Source organism: Pseudomonas sp. GL-R-26 (assembly GCF_019947365.1).
GTDB lineage: Bacteria > Pseudomonadota > Gammaproteobacteria > Pseudomonadales > Pseudomonadaceae > Aquipseudomonas.
This window is the reverse complement of the sequence record NZ_JAGYGI010000008.1, coordinates 156018-172960: the sequence shown is the minus strand read 5'-3', so window position 1 is coordinate 172960 and position 16943 is coordinate 156018. Positions and strand designations below refer to the sequence as shown.

Below are 16943 nucleotides of genomic sequence, written 5' to 3'. Positions count from 1 at the left end.
TTCACAAATCCCCTGTAGGAGCGAGCCTGCTCGCGATGGCGGCTTAACAGACGCCGCAGTTAATCAAGGTTTACGCTTACGCGGCCCGGTATTGAACACCGGCACCTTGCGCACAGGCTTGATCGAAGGCTCCGCCGGCGCAACCTCTCCGCTATCAACCCACCGACCCAGATTGCGTTTACCACCACCGCCACCGGAAGCCTTGGGCTTCTTCGGTTTTTTCGGTTTCTTGACGACCTGGCCGCTGGCATCGGTGTCCGGTACGCGGTGCTCAGGCTCAAAGTCAGGCTCGTTCTGCCGCTTCAAGGTCTGGCGGGTCAGCATCTCGATGGCCGACAGCAGATTCACTTCATCAGCACACACCAGGGAAATCGCCTCACCGGTCGAACCTGCGCGGCCGGTACGACCGATGCGGTGGATGTAGTCTTCAGCGACGATCGGCAAGTCGAAGTTGACCACCAACGGCAAGTCTTCGATATCCAGGCCACGGGCCGCCACATCGGTAGCGACCAGAATCTGCACTTCGCTCGCCTTGAAGCGGTCCAGTGCGCGCTGACGAGTCGCCTGGGGTTTGTCGCCGTGGATGCCGTCGGCATTGATGCCCAGGCCCTGGAGTTTATCCACCAGCGCATCCACGCCGTTGCGGGTCTTGGCGAACACCAGTACCTGCTTCCACTTGCCCTTGCGCATCAGGTGCACGAACAGCTCCGGCTTGCGCTTCTTGTCCACCGTCACGATCCATTGCTTGACCGTATTGGCCGCAACGTTGCGCGGGCTGACTTCAATGCTCAGCGGGTCGTTGAGCATCTGCCCGGCCAGCAGGCGGATGTCGTCGGAGAAGGTCGCGGAGAACAGCAACGTCTGACGTTTCTTCGGCAGCGCGCGGTAAATGTTCGCCAGCTCCTCGGAAAAGCCCAGGTCGAGCATGCGGTCGGCTTCGTCCAGCACCAGGGTTTGCAGCTGGTTGAACTTCAGCGCGTTCTGGCGGAACAGGTCGAGCAAACGGCCCGGGGTCGCCACCAACAGGTCGACACCGCTGCGCAGCTTCATCATCTGCGGGTTGATGCTGACGCCGCCGTATACCGCGTAGGTGCGCAGCGGCAGGTTTTCGGCGTACTGGCGCACGGCTTCGTGAACCTGCTCGGCCAGTTCGCGGGTCGGCACCAGGATCAGCGCACGGACCGAGTTGGCGGTGACTTTCGGCCCTTCCATGGCCAGCAGTTGCAACAGCGGCAGAGCGAAACCGGCGGTCTTGCCGGTGCCGGTCTGGGCGGCGGCCATCAGGTCGCGACCGGCCAGCACCGCCGGAATGGCTTGCGCCTGAACCGGCGTCGGAGTCTGGTAGCCGAGCGTCTCGAGGGAGCGCAGCAAGGGTTCGATCAGGCCAAGGGTGGCGAAAGTCATGGGAGTACCGTAGGAAAATTCAGCGCGGGTTTTTCAAAACAAGTGTGCAAAACAAGATGCAATGGCGCGCAGTTTACCCTAATTCACACGGGATTCTGTCGGTACTGCCGTCGCCACCACTGGCCGCTCTGGCGTGCGACGCCATTGTGGCAAGCCGATCAACACCACGGCGCTGATGATCACCGCCATCGCCAGGGCTTCTTCGATACCGATGGTTTCGCCGACGAACACGATCCCCAGCAACACCGCCACCGCCGGGTTGACGTAGGCATAACTGGTGGCCGCGGCCGGACGCACGTGCTTCAACAGGTACATGTAGGCGTTGAAAGCGATGATCGAACCGAACACGGTCAGGTAGGCCAGCGCGGCCCAACCTTCGATCGGCGGCACCTTTTCCAGGTGTTCACCGCTGACCGCGCTGGCGATCAGCAACACGACGCCGCCCACCAGCATTTCCACGGCACTGGCCATTGCGCCTTGAGGCAACGGCAAATGTTTGCTCCACACCGAGCCAAAGGCCCAGGTCGCCGCCGCGAATATCAGCAACGCCGCGCCCAACGGGCTCGATTGCAGGTTGGAACCCAGGTTGAGCATGGCGATGCCGATCAAGCCGAGCACAATCCCGGCCCATTCGAGACGGGTATTGCGCGCGCCCCAGAAATATCCGCACAGCAAGGTAAACAGCGGCACAGTCGCCACCGCCAAAGCCGCCACCCCGGAGGCCACGCCCGTATGCTCGGCCACGCTCACCGCGCCGTTGCCGCACGCCAGCAGCAAAATCCCGATGATTCCGGCGGCTTTCCATTGCGTCCAGGTCGGCGCTGGCGCCCCGCGCCAGCGCAGGAAGGCGTACATCAAGGTCCCGGCGATGACGAAGCGGATGCCGGCGAGCAACAGTGGAGGCCAATATTCCACGCCGATGCGTATCACCAGGTAGGTCGAGCCCCAAATCACATACAAGGCGAAGAAGGCAGCGATCAAGGGTAAGGGAAAGCGACGAAGGCCGGACATGGGGCAGCTCACAGGCAAGGACAAGTGAACGGCTATTCTAGAAAGGCCAGCGCCGGAAAATAAGTTACAAAACCTGTTTAAAGCGCCGGTACACTTTTCAAAACACGGAGTTCAGCGCTATAAACCGTGTTTTCGAAAGTCGGCCATTTTCAGGAGTTTCCCCGATGGATAAGTACGACCGCATGCTGCTCAGCGCCCTGCTGGAAAACGGTCGCGCGTCCTACGCGGACCTGGCGCGCAAGGTCAACCTGTCTGCCCCGGCCGTAGCCGAGCGCGTGGCCAAGCTCGAAGCCAGCGGCGTGATCACCGGCTATCAGGCGAAAGTCGACATGGCCAAGCTCGGCCTGCCGATCCAGTGCGTGATCGAACTGCGCCTGAACCAGCACGGCAACCAGAAAGCCTACGACGACCTGATCAAAATCCCGCAATTGACCGAGTGCCATCGGGTGACCGGTGACCCGTGCGTGATCATGCAAGCGGCGGTGGGCTCGATGCCGGAGCTGGAGGACCTGATCAACCGGATCGCCACGTTCGGATTCAGCAAGACGTCGATTGTGTTGTCGAGTGCGATAGAGAAGCGGGTGCCGTTGGGGCATATCGAGGGGAATGGCAAGTAACCCAAGGACACAGCAGCCCCCCTGTAGGAGCGAGCCTGCTCGCGATAGCGGATTAGAATTCACAGGCGTGTTGACTGACACTCCGCCATCGCGAGCAGGCTCGCTCCTACAGGGATTTGCGGTGTTTGCGGGATCAGCGATAGCGTTTGAGGTGTTCGCCCACTTTCGCCGCCGGGACCTTCTGCAACTTGCACAGCAAGTCATGGGACAGCTCGCGCAAGCCATGCTTCTGGCGCAACTCTTCAGCCAGGTGCGCGGTCAGGTTGGCCGCCATCTCGGCATCGGCCATGGCCCGGTGGGCCTTGCCGGTGTGGGGCAGGTTGGCGAAGGTTGTGAGGGTGCCGAGTTTGTGGTTCGGCGCGGCGGGCATCAGGCGGCGGGCCAGCAGCAGCGAGCAGGCAAAGTTCTGCAAGCGGGTGCGTTTGATTCGCCCGAGTTCGAAGTCCCAGAACTTCTGGTCGAACGCGGCGTTGTGCGCGAGTAACGGGGTGCAGCCGACGAATTCATTCACTTCGTTCATCACCTGCTCCGCCGACGGCGCGGTGCGCAGCATGGCGTTGCTGATGCCGGTGAGTTGCTCGATGAAGGCCGGGACGCGCACGCCGGCGTTCATCAGGCTTTGGTAACGCTCGACGATGCGCCCCTGTTCAAGGATCACCACGGCGATTTCCGTGGCCCGGCAGCTGCTGCTCGGGGAGATCCCGGTGGTTTCAAAGTCGATGACTGCTATGCGTTCCAAACCTGGTTCAACTCCGTAAAAATCAATTCTTGAGCAGCAACGCGCCTTCGATCGGCACGTAACGGCTGGCGGCGCGGATCAGCGAGTTGGCGGTCAGGCCCGGCACGCCGTAGGCTACCGCTTGCACCCCGTGCTTGCTGATGATGCGTTCCAGCAGCATGTCGAAATCACCGTCGCCGGAAGCCAGGACGATTTCATCGACATGGTCGGCGGCATCCATGATGTCGAGGGTAATGCCCACGTCCCAGTCGCCCTTGGCCGAACCATCGCTGCGCTGGATGTACGGCTTGAGCTTCACGGTGAAACCAAGGTTGCGCAGGATCTGCTGGAACTGCTGCTGCTTGCTGTCGCCACGGTCAATGGCGTAGGCGTAGGCTTCGACGATTTCGCCCTGTTTGCTGATGTCAGCCCACAGTGCGGCGTAGTTGAAGTGGCAACCATAGGCCTGACGCACGGTGTAGTAGAGGTTCTGGACATCGGCGAACACTGCGATTTTTTTCACCGGCTTTCCTCAAGGCTGAATCAGGCACCAGGCCCGAAAAGTTGCCCAGTATGCCAGCCCGAAGGATTGTTCCGCGAATAATCAGCTATGTGGCAAGGGAGCAAGCTCCCTTGCCACTGACGTGTCAGACGAAGGAATCGTCGTCGCCGCCGAAGAACGATGAGCTATCATCGCTGTAGTCGGCGTCGCTGAACCCGCCCTGATCGTTGCTGTAGGAATCGTTACCGGCCATGCGCTGGTCATCGCCCCAGCCATTGTTGCCCTGGTCGTTGACCTGGGCGGGCTCTTCCTTGATGACTTCGACGACTTCTGGTTGCTGATTGTGATGGAACAGGCTGCTGATGCCTTGTGCCAGCATTACGCCACCCGCCACGCCGGCGGCGGTTTTCAGTGCACCACCAAGGAAACTGCTGCCGGCCGCTGCCGGAGCCTGTTGCTGGGGTGCATAGCCCTGCTGTGGAAAGTTCTGCGGCGGCGCGCCGAAGTTCTGCTGTGGCGGTTGCGCACCGAACGACGAGCGTCCCGGCTCACGCCAGCCACCGCTCGATGGCGGTGCGCTCTGGGTTGGCGCGGGCTGCGGCTCACGAGAGCTGCCGCCAAAGATGCTCGACAAAAAGCCACCACTACCCGGCGCAGGAGCCGGGGTCGCCTGGGCCTTGGCCTGTTGCAGTTCGGCCTGCAACTGCTGGACTTGCTGGGTCAATTGCCTGTTCTGTTCATCGAGGCTCTTGATCGCCGCCTCTTGCACCAGAATCGCCTGGGTCATGAAATAACCTGCCGCGGGCTGGTGCGTCAGGTGCTCCTTGATCCGCGCCTCTGCCTGGGCGTCGCGCGGGGCTGAGTCCGTTTCGGCCTGTTGCAGCCGGGAAAACAGTCCATCGATCAGGGTTTGTTCTTCGCTGTTCATGGCGACCTCGTAGATTGCCGGGAAAATCGTTGCCTTTATCCAATGAGAATAAGGTGCTCAACCTTAATGGAGGCTGAAACAAGATGTTTCAATGTCCTTTACCGAACGTTTACGTTTGCGTTCCCGAGCGCTTGATCGGTTAAAGTGAGCCACTGCTTCCAACCTGCGATACCAACTGATGAATCCGTTAGATGTTCTGCGTGACTCCCTGTATTTCTTCAAGCGCAATCTGGGCCAGATCGCGCAGCTGTGCCTGCCGCTGATAATGCTTGAGGCACTGTTGCAACAAGTGGTCGACCACTCCACGGAGCCGGACAGTTTCCCCGGCATCAGCGTGATTGTAGGTTTGCTGGTGTACCCGTTGTATACCGCCGCGCTGATCCTGTTTCTCGACGCCCGCAGCCGGGGCGAGTCGCCGCGCAACCGCGACCTGCTGGCGATGGCGGCGAGCCTTTGGCCGCGCTTCGCCTTGCTGACGGCGCTCAATACCGTGTTGATTCTGCTGGGCCTGTCGCTGTATTTCCTGCCGGGTATCTACCTGATGGTGACCCTGGCGTTTGGCGAATACCTGCTGGTGTTGCGCGGCCTGGCGCCGCTGGCGGCCATGAAGGAAAGCCTGCGCATGACTAAAGGTCACTTCCTGCGCATCCTGCTGTGCATTCTGTGTGTGATGGGGCCACTGTGGCTGCTCAAAGGGGCCACCCTGGCGGTGTACCCGGAACCTCAGAACCCGGTGGTTTCAGTGCTGATCGACAGCGCCCACAGCTTCCTGCAGCTGTTTACCAGCGTGGTGCTGTTCCGTCTGTTCATGCTGATCAACCCGTTGCCTGAGAAAAATGACTCACTGCTCTGACCTTGGGCGCGACCATCGCTCTCGGGTATGCTCGGGAACAATTTTGTAACGCTAATAAGCCGAGCCATGACCCGTCTACTGCGCTACACCCTGCTGGGCCTGCTGATCGTGATCGGCCTGATCACCGCGATGATCTACAGCCTGACCTGGCACCCCGATGCCAAAGAAGTGTTGCCTGTCAGTTGCAGTGCCCAGGCCCCCTCCCTGGTCCCCGGGCAGGCGTTGAAGGTGATGACCTGGAACGTCCAGTACCTGGCCGGCAAACGCTACGTATTCTGGAATGACCTGGCCGCCGGCACCGACGAACGCCCCACAGCGGAAGACATGGCTTTCAGCCTCGACGAAGTGGCGCGGGTGATTCGCGACGAACAGCCGGACATCGTGCTGTTGCAGGAACTGGACGACGGCGCCAAGGCCAGCGATTACCAGCACCAGTTCAAACTGCTGCAAGAACGGCTCGCCGACTTGTATCCGTGTGGCATCAGCGCGTTCGACTGGAAAGCAGACTTCGTGCCGAACCCGCACATCTTCGGCAGTGTCGGCCGGCAACTGGCGACCCTGAGCCGTTACCAGATCGAACATGCCGAACGGCTGCAACTGCCCATCACCTCGGGCAATCCGCTCAGCCGCCAATTCAAACCCAAAGACGCCTTGCTGGTGAGTTATTTGCCATTGAGTGACGGTGGGCAAATAGCGGTGCTCAATACCCATCTGGACCGCGCCAATCGAGCCGACAACACCTTGCAGAACCAGGTGAACGCCGTGGCCAAGGCCCTCGATAAATTTGAAAGCCGTGGCACGCCGTGGCTGATCGGTGGGGATTTCAACCTGTTGCCGCTGGGCCAGTATCGACGCCTGTCCGATGCGCAACGCGCGCCCTACTCCGCCGACAGCCCGTTGCACCTGCTGTGGGACAAGTACCCGATGATCCCGAGCAACAACGAAGCCAGTGGTATCGACCGCGAGCGCTGGCTGACCCACTACCCGAACGATCCCGGGCTGAAAGGCCCGGACCGGACCGTCGACTACCTGTTCTACAGTCCGCGGATCAAACGGGTCGAGGCCATGGTGCGGCAGGATGATACGTTGCGTATCTCCGATCACCTGCCGGTGATTGCGCGGTTCCTGTTGCCGGCTGCGCCGTAGCACCTCACTCAAGCCCGCTCCCACAGGGTCTGTGCAAACCTGACTTAATGCACCTCCTCCAGATCATCATGCAGCAGCCCGAAGATCTCGCGTTTCATCTCGATGAACGAGCGCTCCATGACCATGTCCAGGTTGCGTGGACGTTCGATCGGCACATCCAGAATCTGCTTGATTCGCCCCGGTCTGGCACCCATGACGTAGACCCGGTCGCCGAGCAGGATCGCCTCGTCGATGTCGTGAGTCACGAACAACACCGTCTTCTTGCTGTTGCCCCACACCCGCAGCAACAACTGCTGCATTTGCAGGCGCGTCTGGCTGTCGAGCGCGCCGAAGGGTTCGTCCATCAGCAGGATCTGCGGGTCATTGGCCAGTGCCCTAGCGATGGCGACGCGCTGCATCATGCCGCCGGACAACTGCTTGGCGTAGTTGTCGGCAAAGCCGCTCAGGCCCACTTCGTTGACGTAGTAATCGACGATGTCCTTGCGTTGCGCCGCCGGCATGCCGCGCCGCTTGAGGCCGAATTCGACGTTCTGCCGCACCGTCAGCCACGGAAACAGCGTGTAGCTCTGGAACACCATGCCGCGATCCGCACCGGGGCCTTCCACCTGCTGGCCGCCGACGTAGATCTCGCCAGAGGTCGGTTCGGCCAGGCCGGCGGTGAGGTACAGCAGGCTCGACTTGCCGCAACCCGAAGGTCCGACCAGTACGGCGAATTGCTGGTCCGGCACCTCGAACGACACTTCCTCCAACGCGGTAAAGGTACCGCCATCGGGTTTCTTGTAACTCAGGCTGACCTTGTCCACCTTCAGCCGAGGCGCGTTCACCGGGGCAGCATGAGGGGCGGTAAAACGATGAGTGGCGGCGGTTACTGAGCCCATGCGGTGATCCTCAGACGTAGGAAACGGAACAGTTGATCGGTGACCAGGCCCAGCAGGCCGATGATCGCGATGGCGAGGAAAATCACATCCACCTGGAAGCCACGCATGGCCTTGAGGCTCAGGTAACCCAGGCCACTGGAAGCGGCGACCAGTTCAGCCACCACCAGGTAAGTCCAGGCCCAGCCCATGGTCACGCGCAGGGTGTCGAGCACACCTGGCAGGGAAGCCGGAGCGATCACGTGCAGCACCGCATCGCGGCGGTTCGAACCGAGGGTGTAGGAGGCGTTGATCAGGTCCTTGGAGATGCCTTTGGACACGTCCGCGATCATCACCAGTTGCTGGAAGAACACGCCGAAGATGATCACCGACACCCGCTGTTCCAGGCCGATGCCGATCCACAGGATGAACAGCGGCACGAACGAGGTCACCGGCAGGTAGCGAATGAAATTCACCAGTGGCTCAAGAAAGGCCTGGACGATGCGGAAGCTGCCCATCAGCAGTCCCAGCGGCACCGCCACCAGGGACGACACGATGAAACCGACCATCACCACTTCGACGCTGGCCCATACATGCTGGCCGAGGGTGCCGTCGCGCCCCAGGCGCACGGCGGCCTCGACCACCGCGCCCGGCGTCGGCAGGAACATGCCCGGCACCACGCCACCGTAGGACAAGCCGGCCCACAGGCCGACCAACAGCACCCAGGCCAGGCCACTCGCGCTCCAGATCACCGAGACCGGCAAACCGGTCTTGGGCGTGATGCAACGGCTCAGCCATGAATTGCGCTTGAACATGCAGCCTCCTAGAGCGGGGTGACGAAGCGGTTGTCGATCAGGTCGTCATTGCTGACGTTGTAGGGCTTGCCTTGCAGCTCACTGGCGGTCTCGTTGGCCAGTTTGATCAGCGGTGCGCTGTCACCCGGTTTACCCGGCGCGCCCAGGAGTTTTTCGCTCATGGCCTGATCGTAGAAACGCACGCCTTGCGCTGCGGTTTCCAGTTCCTTCGGATCGGCCAGGTAACCGCCGACACCCTTGGCCATGATTTTGTAGGCTTCCTGTGGATGATCCTTGGTGTACTGCACGGCTTTGTACAAACCGGCCACCAGCGCCTTGACGTCCTCCGGCTGCTTTTCGATCACGGTGCAGTTCAGTGCGACCACATCGACGATCACCCCCGGCGTGCTGCTGCTGTCGACCAGCACCTTGCCTTGCTTCTTGTCGCGAACCATCGACAGGTGCGGCTCCCAGGTCACGGCAGCCGGTACGCGACCGGCGATGAATGCGGTGGCGGCGTCGTCGGCCGTCATGTTCTGCACGGTGATGTCGCTCATTTTCATGCCGTTCTTTTTCAGCAGATACGACAACCAGAACTGCGAGGTCGAACCTTCATTCACCGCCACGGCCTGGCCTTTGAGCTCTTGCAGGCTCTTGACGTCCTTGCCTACCAGCACGCCGTCGCCACCATGGCTGTCGTCCAGCGCGGCCACGGCCTTGAAGCAGAATTGCGGACGGTACTTGAGCACCTCGTCGATGGTCGACGCCGAGCCGGACAACTCGCCGGACGCTTGTGCGGCCATGTACATCGCCGCTTCTTCGACCACCGGCAACTCGACGGTCAAACCGTTTTCCTTGAAGTAGCCAAGGTCCTGGGCCAGGTACAGGGTGCCGTAGCCGACCCAGGTGGTATGACCGATGGACAGGGTGCCGGCCTGGGCGCTGGTAGCGACCGTCGCGGCGATGGCGGTGACCGCCAGTGGATGGGCAACGCGGGTAAGCAAGGACTTGATCATGGAGCACTCCCAAAGCTGTTGATTTAGTTTTGTCATGGGCAGTACGGCGAGCCCTGAATCGGCTGCAACCTGTGATCTCTCAGGGACCCTTCGGCGGGCAGCATTCGGTGGGCTGGCGAGATCGATGTTGGCCCAAGGGCGGGATTAGGAAAATGAGGAAATATGTGGATGCGAACGATGAAAAAACTGGTTAGCGCGCACTGTGAAAGGGCGCTACGGGCAGGGATGCCCGAGGTGGGTGCAAGACTTGAGAAGTAGTTTGATTCGACAAAAGCAATCGCGAGCAGGCTCGCTCCTACAGGGGGTCTATGTCGCCCTCGTTTCCGATGATCGACACAAATCCAATGTAGGAGCGAGCCTGCTCGCGATAAGGTCCGCAGGACCTTCCAGCAAGATCAGAGCCGGCCGTATTCCTGCGCCGTACGATCCATCGCTTTCAGGGTCTTGCTGATCAGCTCATCAATCTCTTCACGGCTGGCAATCAACGCCGGCGCCATGATCATCCGGCCCAAGGTCGAGCGAATGATCACCCCCTCCTCGAAACCAATGGTGCGGCAGCGCCAGGCGATGTCGTTTTCGTTGGAAAAACGCTTGCGAGTGGATTTGTCTTCGGCCAGTTGTAGCGCCGCGACCATGCCGGTGCCCTGAATATCACCCACCAGCGGGTGCTTGCCGAACACTTCCCGCAGGCACTGTTGCAGGTACGGACCGATGTCGTCCTTGACCCGCGTCACCACGCCTTCATCACGCAGGGCCTTGAGGTTGGCAATCGCCACCGCCGCCGCCACCGGGTGCCCGGAATAGGTCAGGCCGTGGGCGAACACGCCGCCCTGCTCCACCAGCACCGAAGCCATTTTCTTCGACAGGATCAAACCGCCCATGGGGATATAACCTGAGGTCAGGCCCTTGGCGATGGACAGGGTGTCCGGCTCGAATCCGAAGTACTCGTGGGCGAACCATTCGCCGGTACGACCGAAGCCGCCGATCACTTCATCGGCACACAGCAGCACATCGTACTTGCGGCAGATGCGCTGGATTTCCGGCCAGTAGCTTTCTGGCGGGAAGATCATGCCGCCGGCGCCCTGGAACGGTTCGGCGATAAAGCCCGCGACCTTGTCCGCACCCAGCTCGAGAATCTTCGCTTCCAGTTGCTGGGCCGCGCGCAGACCGAATTCAGCCGGGGTCAGGTTGCCTTCGTGGGCGAAGAAGTACGGCTCGTCGATGTGCTCGATGTCCGGAATCATGCCGCCCATTTCGTGCATGAATTTCATGCCGCCCAGCGCCGTCGCGGCCAGGGTCGAACCGTGGTAACCGTTCCAGCGGCCGATCATGATTTTCTTCTCGGGCTTGCCGAGCACCTGCCAGTAGCGACGCACCGTACGGATCAATACCTCGTTGGCTTCGGAGCCTGAGTTGGTGTAGATCGCGTGGCTGTAGTGAGCCGGCAGCAGGCTGAACAGCAGCTCGGACAGCTCGATCACCTGCGGGTGGGTGGTGTGGAAAAACATGTTGTAGTACGGCAGCTGTTCCAGTTGCTGGCTCGCAGCAAAGGCCAGGTCCTTGCGCCCGTAACCGAGGTTGGTGCACCACAACCCGGACATGCCGTCGAGGTAGCGCCGGCCATCGTTGTCCCACAGGTGCAGGCGTTCGCCACGGACCATCACCCGTGGCCCCTCTTCGTTGAGGGCTTTCTGATCGACGAACGCATGGATGTGGTGCGCAGCGTCGGCGGCCTGGTAGTCGCGGGTGTCACGTGATGTGGTCATCGCCAGTTCTCCGTTTTGTTATCAGCGCAATTGAAACCAGGTGGTCTTCAACTGGGTGTATTTATCGAATGAATGCAGGGACAGGTCGCGGCCGAAACCCGACTGCTTGCCACCGCCAAAAGGCACGGTCACGTCCAGCGCATCGACGCTGTTGACCGACACCGTACCGGCCCGCAATTGTCGCGCCACACGGTGGGCGCGGTTGAGGTCGTCGGTCCACAGCGAAGCCGCCAGACCGTAGACACTGTCGTTGGCCAACTGCAAGGCGTGGGCCTCGTCGTCGAATGGCGTGATCGCCAACACCGGGCCGAACACTTCATCGCGAAACAGCGGCATGTCCGGCGTCACGCCGGTGAAAATCGTCGGCTGGATGAAGTTGTCCGAGCCGTTGAAGATCGACTGCCGACCGCCACAAACCTTGGTCGCACCTTGCAGTTCGGCCTGCTGGATGAACTTCATGATGCGCGCGGTCTGACGGCTGTCGACGATGGCCCCGGCGGCGCTCGACGGGTCCAGCGGATCGCCCGGCAACCAGCGTTCGGCCTGGGCCTTGAGGCGTTCGACGAACTCGTCATGAATCGAGCGCTGCACCAGTAACCGCGAATTCGCCGAGCAAACTTCGCCCTGATTGAAGAAGATGCCGAATGTGGCTTTCTCGGCCGCCAGATCCAGATCCTGACAATCGGCAAACACCAGGTTGGCGCTCTTGCCGCCGCACTCCAGCCACACCTGCTTGAGGTTCGACTGGGCCGAGTACTGCATGAAATATTTGCCGACTTCGGTGGAGCCGGTGAACACCAGGCAATCGACGTCCGGGTGCAGGCCGAGTGCCTTGCCGGTCTGCTCGCCGAGGCCCGGCAGTACGTTGAGTACGCCTGGCGGAATCCCCGCCTCCAGCGCCAGCTCAGCCAGTCGCAGGGCAGAAAACGGCGACTGCTCGGCCGGTTTGAGGATTACCGAGTTACCGGCGGCCAGGGCCGGGGCGAGTTTCCACGCAGCCATGTCCAGAGGGAAATTCCACGGCACCACGGCAGCCACTACGCCCAAGGCTTCGCGAGTAATGGTTGCCAGCACGTTCTGCGCACTCGGCGCGACCTGATCGTAGAGTTTGTCGAGGCTTTCGGCGTACCAGCGGAACACGCCAGCGGCACCCGGCACGTCGATGTTGTAGGCATCGGTGACGGGCTTGCCCATGTTCAGCGAATCGAGCAGCGCCAGCTCTTCACGGTTTTCCAGGATCAAGTCGGCCAGGCGCAACAGTACTTGCTTGCGTTCGCTCGGCGAGCGTGCAGCCCAGGTGCCAGCCTCGAAGACCTGCCGCGCATTGTGCACCGCCGCGTTCACATCTTCTTCGCCGCAGGCGGCAACGTTGGCCAGGCATTGCCCGGTGGCAGGGTTGATCGCGGCGAAAGTCTGCCCCGATTGCGCCGCGCGGCGCTGGCCGTCGATCACGGCCTGGTCGGGAAACCGCAGGGAAGCGGCCTTGCGTTGCCAATACTCAAGCTCGAACACGTTCAGATGCTCCAGAGGACATTCTTGTGTATTGGATAGTCGCTCAGGCCCGAGCGGTGGAAAACCAGTAAAAATGTGTTCGCAGGCCAAGAAAAAACTACGTAGCCAATCTCCCTTCTGGCGCAGCATGTGGTTATTGTTCAAACACAACAAATCGCTACCCGAGCGGATAGGGGTGGCGCGCAAATTGCCAGGATGCCTGATCCGTTCTCCCCCGAGGTTTGCTGTGGCTGCCTACAATCTGCGTCAACTGAAATACTTCATCACCACCGTCGAGTGCGGCAGCGTTGCCGAGGCCTCGCGCAAGCTATACATCGCCCAGCCTTCGATCTCCACGGCCATCAAAGGGCTGGAAGACAGTTTCGGCGTGCAACTGCTGATTCGTCACCATGCACAGGGCGTGTCATTGACCCCCAGCGGTGCACGCTTCTACCGCAAGGCCCAGGAACTGCTGCGCATGGCCAAGGAGTTCGAACAGAACGCCCTGGCCGACAACGATGTGGTGTCCGGGCAGATCGATATCGGCTGTTTCGAAACCGTCGCGCCGCTGTACCTGCCGCAATTGATTGCCGGTTTTTCGGCGCTGTACCCGGGAGTGGAAATCCGCATCCGCGACGGCGAGCAACAAGAGCTGGTGCAGGGCCTGACCTCCGGCGCTTTCGATCTGGCGATCCTTTACGAGCACGATCTGGACGGCACCATCGAAACCGAACCGCTGATGCCGGCGCAACGACCTTACGCGCTGCTGCCGGCGGATCACCGCTTTGCCCAGCAGGCGCAGGTGTCGCTACGGGATTTGTGCCTGGAGCCTATGATTCTTCTGGACGTGCAGCCGAGCCGCACCTACTTCGTCAGCCTGTTCGAGGAGCTGGGCCTGACCCCACGCATCGCCTTCAGCTCGCCATCCATCGAGATGGTGCGCGGCATGGTTGGCCAGGGCTTCGGGTTCTCTATCCTGGTGACCAAGCCGCATTCGGAGTGCACCTACGACGGGCAGAAAGTGGTGTGCGTGGACATCGCCGAGGACGTCACCGGTTCCGGGCTGGTGGCGGCATGGCTCAAGCGTGGGCAGCTGACCAAACCGGCGCAGTTGTTTGCAGACTATTGCCGCGAACAACTCACGGCGAAATCCGAAAGCTCACACTGATCCCCTGTGGCGAGGGAGCTTGCTCCCGCTGGGTCGCGGAGCGGCCCCAACTCTTCACCTGAAAAGCAGGGCCTGCTACTCAGTCCAGCGGGAGCAAGCTCCCTCGCCACAGGTTGGGTGTTGCCTTGGCGATTATTTACGCGGTTTGATCCGCGCAGTCGCCTCCGCCACCAGCGGATCATCCGGCCAGTAATGCTTCGGATAACGCCCCTTCAAATCCTTCTTCACCTCGGCATAGGTGCTGCGCCAGAAGTTGGCCAGGTCCTGAGTTACCTGCACCGGCCGGCGCGCCGGGGACAACAGATGCAGCTTGACCACCTGCCGGCCCCCGGCAATGCGCGGAGTCTCGGCCAGACCGAACAACTCCTGCAATCGCACCGCCAGAATCGGCGGCTGTTCGCTGTAGTCCAGACGAATCGACGAGCCCGACGGCACGCTCAAATGATGCGGTGCCAGCTCGTCCAGGCGTTGTGGCAGCGGCCACGGCAGCAGGTTGTGGACGATGTTCGACAGGTCCAGGTTGGCAAAGTGACTGAGCCGCGAAACCTTGCCCAGATACGGCATCAGCCAGTGCTCCAGACTCTTGAGCAATGCCGTGTCGCTGACATCCGGCCACTCACTCTCGCCCTTGCCGGCGAGATCCAGTAGCCGCAACAAGGCGACCCGCGCCTGCCACTGACGCAGCTCCGGAGTCCACGGCAACAGTTCCAGGCCTTTGCGCCGCACCAGGTTCGCCAGCGCCTGGCTGCGGGCGGTTTCGTCGAGACCGGTCAGTGGCTCGCGGCTGAGGATCAGTTCGCCAACCTTGCGCTGACGCTCGGCCCGCAGCACGCCTTCACGTTCATCCCAATCCAGTTGGTCGACGCAGCGCACCTGCTCGGCCAGCACGGAGTCGAAGAGCGCCGGATCGAAGTCCGTCGCCAGATAAATCCGCTCCTCACGCTGGCCCTGGCGACTGCCCAGATCAGCGATCACCAGCCACGCTTGCTTCATGAGGCTGTCGGCCTCGGCAAACAGTGCGGCACGTCCGTTGGCCAGGCGATACTCCGCACCACCGGCCCGCCGTTGCTGGGCGACCCGGTCGGGATAGGCCAGCGCCAGCAACGCGCCGAGCCAGCGCGGATGTTCGGGATCGCTGACCGGCTCCGAGGCTTTGCCGCGCAGGTATCCACGATACTGCCGCGCCAGTTGCCGTGCGCGTTGCACCCCGCCCTGAGCACCCCGTGCGGCGCGCTCTTCGCCAGACAGCAGCACTAGTCGGCTGTGCAGATCCGCCCCGGCGCCGCGCAAGATATCGCGCTCGCCGAGCAGTGCCGCGACATCACAGGCCATGTCCGCCAGACCCAGCGCCTGGCCGCGCAACAGCAAATGCGCGATGCGCGGATGCGCCGGCAGTTCGGCCATGGCCTGGCCGTGACGGGTCAGTGCCTCACCCTCCAGCGCCCCCAGGCGTTCGAGCAGGTCCTGAGCCTGTGCATAAGCGGCGGCCGGCGGCACGTCGAGCCACACCAGTTGTCCGGGCGTCACGCCCCAACGTCCCAGCTGCAAGGCCAGCCCGGCGAGGTCCGCCGAGAGGATTTCCGCACTGCCATAGGCCGCCAGTTGCTCGTGTTGGTCCTGGGACCACAAGCGATAACACACGCCCGGTTCCAGTCGCCCGGCCCGGCCCGCGCGCTGGGTGGCGCTGGCCTTGGAGATGCGTTGGGTGTCGAGGCGGGTCATGCCGCTGCCGGGGTCGAAACGCGGTACCCGCGCCAGCCCGGCATCGATCACCACCCGCACGCCGTTGATGGTCAAACTGGTTTCGGCGATGTTGGTGGCCAGCACCACTTTGCGTTTGCCCGCAGGAGCCGGATCGATGGCCGCACGTTGCGCGGCCAGGTCCAGTTCACCGTGCAACGGGCACAGTAGAACCTGAGTGCTTTCGCCCAAGGCTTCGGCCAGTTGCTGATGCACGCGGCGGATTTCTGCCTGCCCCGGCAGGAACACCAGCACGCTGCCGGTCTCGTCGTTCAAGGCTTCGAGGATGGTCTGCACCAGACGCGGCTCGATGAATTCACCGGCCTGGAACGGCCGGCCCCAGCGCATCGCCACCGGGAACATGCGCCCTTCGCTGCGCAGGATCGGCGCGTCGTCGAGCAACCCGGCCAAGCGTTCGCCTTCGAGCGTGGCGGACATCAAGAGGATTTTCAGCGGCTGATCGTCCCGGAACAGCTCCCTGCCATTAAGGCTCAGGGCCAAGGCCAGATCAGCGTCGAGGCTGCGTTCGTGAAATTCATCGAAGATCAGCAGGCCCACGCCCTCGAGCGCAGGGTCACCCTGCAAACGCCGGGTGAGGATGCCTTCGGTGACCACTTCGATGCGGGTGTTGGGACCGACCTTGCTGTCGAGCCGAATGCGATAGCCCACGGTTTCGCCCACCTTCTCCCCCAGCTCACTGGCCAGCCGTTCCGCTGCTGCGCGTGCGGCCAACCGGCGGGGTTCGAGCATCAGGATGGTCTGCCCGGCCAGCCACGGCTCGTTGAGCAAGGCCAAAGGCACCCGGGTGGTTTTACCCGCGCCGGGCGGCGCTTCGAGCACGGCTTCGTGGCGCGTAGCGAGGGCTTCACGCAGGGCGGGTAAAACTTCATCGATCGGCAAAGAAATCATGCTGGCTCCAAAACAGAGCGGCGAGT

Annotated in this window: 15 protein-coding genes; 4 read left to right on the top strand and 11 right to left on the bottom strand. The window is 61.9% G+C overall.

Annotated features, from left to right (window positions below):
• Positions 1-63 precede the first annotated feature (63 nt).
• Positions 64-1404 (bottom strand): DEAD/DEAH box helicase, encoded by a 1341-nt coding sequence (locus KGA96_RS11010; protein WP_046041722.1) that lies wholly within the window; start codon positions 1402-1404, stop codon positions 64-66.
• Positions 1405-1482: 78 nt separating this feature from the next.
• Complete coding sequence (gene yedA / locus KGA96_RS11005; protein ID WP_046041721.1) at positions 1483-2415, bottom strand: drug/metabolite exporter YedA; 933 nt, start codon at positions 2413-2415, stop codon at positions 1483-1485.
• A gap of 164 nt (positions 2416-2579) precedes the next feature.
• Between yedA and KGA96_RS11000 the strand changes: the two genes are divergently transcribed.
• Positions 2580-3032 (top strand): Lrp/AsnC family transcriptional regulator, encoded by a 453-nt coding sequence (locus KGA96_RS11000; RefSeq protein WP_046041720.1) that lies wholly within the window; start codon positions 2580-2582, stop codon positions 3030-3032.
• 133 nt (positions 3033-3165) lie between these two features.
• On the opposite strand, the gene KGA96_RS10995 is transcribed toward KGA96_RS11000, so the two are convergent.
• The 3 genes from KGA96_RS10995 to KGA96_RS10985 all read right to left on the bottom strand — a co-directional run bounded on the left by KGA96_RS10995 (position 3166) and on the right by KGA96_RS10985 (position 5180).
• Complete coding sequence (locus tag KGA96_RS10995) at positions 3166-3771, bottom strand: PolC-type DNA polymerase III (protein ID WP_046041719.1); 606 nt, start codon at positions 3769-3771, stop codon at positions 3166-3168.
• Between the two features lie 22 nt (positions 3772-3793).
• A complete protein-coding gene (locus tag KGA96_RS10990; RefSeq protein ID WP_007990686.1) occupies positions 3794-4273 on the bottom strand; it encodes an NYN domain-containing protein in 480 nt (159 codons plus the stop codon).
• A gap of 124 nt (positions 4274-4397) precedes the next feature.
• Positions 4398-5180 (bottom strand): DUF2076 domain-containing protein, encoded by a 783-nt coding sequence (locus KGA96_RS10985; protein WP_223512789.1) that lies wholly within the window; start codon positions 5178-5180, stop codon positions 4398-4400.
• 178 nt (positions 5181-5358) lie between these two features.
• On the opposite strand from KGA96_RS10985, the gene KGA96_RS10980 reads away from it, so the two are divergent.
• Complete coding sequence (locus KGA96_RS10980) at positions 5359-6033, top strand: YciC family protein (protein ID WP_046041717.1); 675 nt, start codon at positions 5359-5361, stop codon at positions 6031-6033.
• Between the two features lie 66 nt (positions 6034-6099).
• Positions 6100-7179 carry an endonuclease/exonuclease/phosphatase family protein gene (locus KGA96_RS10975; RefSeq protein WP_223512787.1) on the top strand — a complete coding sequence of 360 codons (1080 nt, stop codon included), beginning with the start codon at positions 6100-6102 and terminating at the stop codon, positions 7177-7179.
• Positions 7180-7223: 44 nt separating this feature from the next.
• On the opposite strand, the gene KGA96_RS10970 is transcribed toward KGA96_RS10975, so the two are convergent.
• The 5 genes from KGA96_RS10970 to KGA96_RS10950 form a co-directional block, all read right to left on the bottom strand.
• Positions 7224-8057, bottom strand: a complete 834-nt coding sequence (locus tag KGA96_RS10970; RefSeq protein WP_046041715.1) for an ABC transporter ATP-binding protein — start codon at positions 8055-8057, stop codon at positions 7224-7226.
• A complete protein-coding gene (locus KGA96_RS10965) occupies positions 8045-8848 on the bottom strand; it encodes an ABC transporter permease (protein ID WP_007990681.1) in 804 nt (267 codons plus the stop codon). The genes KGA96_RS10970 and KGA96_RS10965 overlap by 13 nt, the downstream gene beginning before the upstream one ends.
• An 8-nt stretch (positions 8849-8856) precedes the next feature.
• Complete coding sequence (locus KGA96_RS10960; protein WP_223512782.1) at positions 8857-9843, bottom strand: ABC transporter substrate-binding protein; 987 nt, start codon at positions 9841-9843, stop codon at positions 8857-8859.
• A 395-nt stretch (positions 9844-10238) separates the two neighbouring features.
• Positions 10239-11609 carry an aspartate aminotransferase family protein gene (locus tag KGA96_RS10955; RefSeq protein WP_223512780.1) on the bottom strand — a complete coding sequence of 457 codons (1371 nt, stop codon included), beginning with the start codon at positions 11607-11609 and terminating at the stop codon, positions 10239-10241.
• 21 nt (positions 11610-11630) lie between these two features.
• Complete coding sequence (locus tag KGA96_RS10950; RefSeq protein WP_223512776.1) at positions 11631-13121, bottom strand: aldehyde dehydrogenase; 1491 nt, start codon at positions 13119-13121, stop codon at positions 11631-11633.
• A 226-nt stretch (positions 13122-13347) separates the two neighbouring features.
• Between KGA96_RS10950 and KGA96_RS10945 the strand changes: the two genes are divergently transcribed.
• Positions 13348-14268: a LysR family transcriptional regulator gene (locus KGA96_RS10945; RefSeq protein ID WP_223512774.1), complete on the top strand. Its 921-nt coding sequence runs from the start codon at positions 13348-13350 to the stop codon at positions 14266-14268.
• A 132-nt stretch (positions 14269-14400) separates the two neighbouring features.
• Here KGA96_RS10945 and hrpB read toward each other — a convergent pair whose 3' ends face one another.
• Entirely contained in the window at positions 14401-16917 is a 2517-nt protein-coding gene (hrpB, locus tag KGA96_RS10940) for an ATP-dependent helicase HrpB (protein ID WP_223512772.1), read from the bottom strand.
• Positions 16918-16943: the final 26 nt, after the last annotated feature.

Excerpts from the sequence above, each read along its gene's own strand:
- KGA96_RS11010 (WP_046041722.1), bottom strand. The coding sequence starts at position 1,404 with ATGACTTTCGCCACCCTTGGCCTGATCGAACCCTTGCTGCGCTCCCTC.
- yedA (WP_046041721.1), bottom strand. The coding sequence starts at position 2,415 with ATGTCCGGCCTTCGTCGCTTTCCCTTACCCTTGATCGCTGCCTTCTTC.
- KGA96_RS11000 (WP_046041720.1), top strand. The coding sequence starts at position 2,580 with ATGGATAAGTACGACCGCATGCTGCTCAGCGCCCTGCTGGAAAACGGT.
- KGA96_RS10985 (WP_223512789.1), bottom strand. The coding sequence starts at position 5,180 with ATGAACAGCGAAGAACAAACCCTGATCGATGGACTGTTTTCCCGGCTG.
- KGA96_RS10980 (WP_046041717.1), top strand. The coding sequence starts at position 5,359 with ATGAATCCGTTAGATGTTCTGCGTGACTCCCTGTATTTCTTCAAGCGC.
- KGA96_RS10975 (WP_223512787.1), top strand. The coding sequence starts at position 6,100 with ATGACCCGTCTACTGCGCTACACCCTGCTGGGCCTGCTGATCGTGATC.
- KGA96_RS10970 (WP_046041715.1), bottom strand. The coding sequence starts at position 8,057 with ATGGGCTCAGTAACCGCCGCCACTCATCGTTTTACCGCCCCTCATGCT.
- KGA96_RS10965 (WP_007990681.1), bottom strand. The coding sequence starts at position 8,848 with ATGTTCAAGCGCAATTCATGGCTGAGCCGTTGCATCACGCCCAAGACC.
- KGA96_RS10960 (WP_223512782.1), bottom strand. The coding sequence starts at position 9,843 with ATGATCAAGTCCTTGCTTACCCGCGTTGCCCATCCACTGGCGGTCACC.
- KGA96_RS10955 (WP_223512780.1), bottom strand. The coding sequence starts at position 11,609 with ATGACCACATCACGTGACACCCGCGACTACCAGGCCGCCGACGCTGCG.
- hrpB (WP_223512772.1), bottom strand. The coding sequence starts at position 16,917 with ATGATTTCTTTGCCGATCGATGAAGTTTTACCCGCCCTGCGTGAAGCC.